A 3,484-nucleotide genomic window follows, 5' to 3' on the forward strand; every position below is an offset into this window, starting at 1 on the left:
TGATCGCGACGATAGGCGAAAAGCTAAGCGCGAGCTCGCCCTTTTTCTTAAAGATGAGTTCGGCGTTAAAAAACAGCTCCTCTTCGCTCATGCCTTCGCCCTCGGCGCGCACGAACGCGGCAAATTCGTCAAATCTTTCCGCACCCAGCTGCGCTGCGCGTTTTAAAATTTTTATCTCATCCTCTGATTTTATTATGCGCGAAATTTGCGAAAAATTCACCCGCGCCTTAAATCTTATCCCAAGACCTTTGCTAAGCACCCCCCACTCGCCCGCGCTAAAATCGTACGGGTTATACGCGAGCTCGCGAACGCCCATTTTTCGCAAAAACAGCCGCGCGTCTTTTATCAAATTTCGCTCGACCTCGACGACCTCGGTATCTTGGCAAAGCTCGCGCGCCTCGATACTATAACGCGCATCGGTGAGGAAAAATTTGCGCCCCGCGAGACTCAAAAATATCGCGTTGTCGCAGCTATATCCGCACTCGTGAAATACGGCGTTTTCGTCCTTTAGGATAAAATTTTTCAAATTTAACCCAGTCCTACTCGGCTTTCTGCTCGGCTCTGGCAGCTTTGATCTGCTCAAAAATTTGAATCATTCCGATCATTGCCAGATGGTACCCTACGGGGCCGAACCCGATGATCTGACCCGCTGTTACGGGTGCTATTAGACTTTTTTGTCTAAGCTCCTCCCTGCGAGCGATGTTTGAGATATGCACCTCGATCACGGGCAGACTAACTGCGGCGAGCGCATCGCGGATGGCGAGCGAAGTGTGCGTGTAGGCGGCGGGATTGATGATGATGCCGTCGCAGGTGCCGAAGCACTCTTGGATCTTATCGACGATCTCGCCTTCGAAATTGCTCTGGAAAAATTCGATCTCATTGCCGCTCTGATCGGCGACCGCCTTCATCTGCTTATGGATATCCTCCATCTTCATAACCCCGTAAATAGCGGGCTCGCGCATACCGAGCATATTGATATTCGGTCCTTGAATCACCATAATTTTCATTTTTGCGTCCTTGTTTTGAAATTTAAGCGAAAATTATAACCAAAGCGAGCTTATTTTTTACTATGGCGCTAAATTTGCCCGTTCAAGCCCAAGCGATAAAATTTTATCTCTAAATTTAGCGCGGAAGAGAATTTTATGCTAAAATCACGCGCTGTTTTAGATAAGGAAAACGATGAGAATTTTAAGGGCGAAGTGGGTTCTTGTCTGCGATGAGAATTTTAAAATTTTAAAAGATGGCGCGATCGTCTTTGACGATAAAATAATAGAGGTCTGCGCCTTTGCAAGCGCGGCGCGCAAATATCCGCAAGCCGAAATTTTGGACTTTAGCGGCGATATAGCGATGCCTGCGTTTATAAACCCGCACGTGCATTTAGAATTTAGCGCAAACAAAGGCACGCTGCGCTACGGCGATTTTTTGGATTGGCTAGGTAGCGTCATCGCCTCAAGGCAGCAGCTGGATGCCGCGGCGCGCGGACGGCTGATCGCAGAGCAGATCGCCGCGATGATGCGAAGCGGCGTGGGTACGATCGGCGAAATTTCAAGCTTCGGCGGCGAAGCTGAAGCTTGCGCGCAAAGCGGCATTAGAACCGTGTTTTTTAATGAAATTTTAGGCGCGAGCAAGGACGCTGCGGCGGAGAATATTTCTAAATTTAAAGAGCGATTCGAGCGCGCAAAGGCGCTCGCAAACTCGCTTTTTATCCCTGCAGTATCGGTGCACTCGCCGTATTCGACGCACCCGCAGATTACGGAGTTTGCGACGAAGCTTGCCCGCGAAAATGGGCTTGCTATAAGCACGCATTTTATGGAGAGCGCTTACGAGCGGCAGTGGCTGCGCACGGGCAGCGGGAAGCTTAAAACCTGGCTTGCTAAATTTAATCCCGTGCCTGCGCCTTTTTACTCGCCCCGTAGCTTTGTAGCGCATTTTAGCGGGCTTCGCACGCTTTTTACGCATTGCGTGTGGGTGGATGATTTTAGCATCTTTGATCCGAAGCTTCACTCGATCACGCACTGCGCGCGCTCCAACCGCCTGCTTAGCAAAAGGCGGCTAAGCTTCAAAAAGCTGCTCGCAAGCGGGCTTAATTACAACATCGCTACCGACGGGCTTAGCTCAAATTTTAGTCTAAGCTTTTTAGACGAGCTACGTGCAAATTTAATGATGCACGACGAGCTGGGTTTGGCAGAGCTGGCGCGGGCGTTACTTTTAGGCGCGACGAGAAATACAGCTGCGGCACTTGGGCTAAATTTGGGCGAGCTGAAAGCCGGTAAGCTCGCCGATATCGCCGTTTTTGAAGGCATTGAGTGCGAGCAGAGCCAGCTGGCGCTACAGCTCATTTTGCAGAGCAAAAACGCAAAATCACTTTTTATTGAAGGAATGAAATGCAATTTCTAAAAAACATCTTTGCGCCGATCGGCGCCGTGCTCGGGTTTATCAACAAATACTTTAAATCCCTGATTTTTCTGCTTATTTTGTTTTTGATTTTCGCAGGCGGCGAAAGCGCGCAACAAAAGGGCGCGAATCTCGCTCAGCTTTCATTAAGCGGCGCGATAATGGACGATAGCGAAATTTTAGAAAAGATCGAAACCCTGAAAAACGACGAGGCGATCAAAGGAGTGCTTCTGCTGATCGATAGTCCCGGCGGCGCGCTAAGCCCGAGCGTAGAAATTTCGCTGGCCATCAAATCCCTAAACTCGCGCAAGCCGGTCGTCGCCTATGCCAAGGGCACGATGGCGAGCGGTAGCTACCTAGGCGGCGTGTGGGCGAGTAAAATTTACGCAAATCCGGGCAGCTTCATCGGCTCCATTGGCGTGATCATGCAGGGCTTAGACGTGAGCGAAGCGGCCGCTAAGTTAGGCTTTGCCGAACAGATCGTCAAAGCGGGCGAGCTCAAAGAAGCGGGCACGATGATGCGAAAATGGAGCGACGCGGAGCGCGCGAGCCTGCAAGCTCTGGTGGATGAGAGCTACGAGCTATTTACGCGCGAGGTGGCGCAGGCGCGCTCGCTGGATCTTAGGAAGCGCGATACGTGGGCGAATGCGCGAGTATTTTTAGCTAGCGGCGCCAAAGGCGTCGGGCTCATCGACGAGGTGGGCTCTTTGGAGGACACTAAAAGCGCGCTAGTAAAGGCTAGCGGCGTAGCAGATCCGATCTGGCAGGAGCCCTCGGCGTATGAGAAGATGATAGATAAGCTAGCAAATAAAAGCGAGAGTTTGGTACGCGGTGCATTCGGCGCCAAGCTGATGGCGTATTAGAATTTTAGAAATTTTAAATTATGAGGGAATTGAAAGAGTAGAATTTTGTATGCAGAAGCTATATTGGGTTTGATTACTTTTAAATTTCCTCGCTTTTTCATTTGGCGTTTCTTTAAAATTTTATCTCTTTATGAATTTTTTCTTCGTTTAAGAACTCCTCATTTTTCTACCAATTATTCAGCCCCCTTTAAGCATCGCTCTTGTATAATCACAATTCTGTTTCGCAC

3 protein-coding genes and 1 pseudogene are annotated in these 3,484 nt (G+C 49.7%); 2 read left to right on the forward strand and 2 right to left on the reverse strand.

What is annotated here, in order from left to right; translation table 11 throughout:
* Both Q0224_RS09715 and aroQ read right to left on the reverse strand, forming a co-directional pair.
* Positions 1–526, reverse strand: a pseudogene (locus Q0224_RS09715) (X-Pro aminopeptidase); the annotation flags it as partial.
* A 13-nt stretch (positions 527–539) separates the two neighbouring features.
* Positions 540–1,007, reverse strand: a complete 468-nt coding sequence (gene aroQ / locus Q0224_RS09720; protein ID WP_297950960.1) for a type II 3-dehydroquinate dehydratase — start codon at positions 1,005–1,007, stop codon at positions 540–542.
* Positions 1,008–1,179: 172 nt separating this feature from the next.
* Here aroQ and Q0224_RS09725 point away from each other — a divergent pair, with 172 nt between their 5' ends.
* Both Q0224_RS09725 and sppA read left to right on the forward strand, forming a co-directional pair.
* The gene (locus Q0224_RS09725) at positions 1,180–2,397 is read left to right on the forward strand and encodes a metal-dependent hydrolase (protein ID WP_297950962.1); all 1,218 of its coding nucleotides are present in this window, start codon (positions 1,180–1,182) and stop codon (positions 2,395–2,397) included.
* Positions 2,385–3,257: a signal peptide peptidase SppA gene (gene sppA / locus Q0224_RS09730; protein ID WP_297950963.1), complete on the forward strand. Its 873-nt coding sequence runs from the start codon at positions 2,385–2,387 to the stop codon at positions 3,255–3,257. Before Q0224_RS09725 ends, sppA begins: the two co-directional genes overlap by 13 nt.
* The last annotated feature ends 227 nt before the right edge of the window (positions 3,258–3,484 follow it).

This window comes from uncultured Campylobacter sp. (assembly GCF_938002845.1).
GTDB lineage: Bacteria > Campylobacterota > Campylobacteria > Campylobacterales > Campylobacteraceae > Campylobacter_B.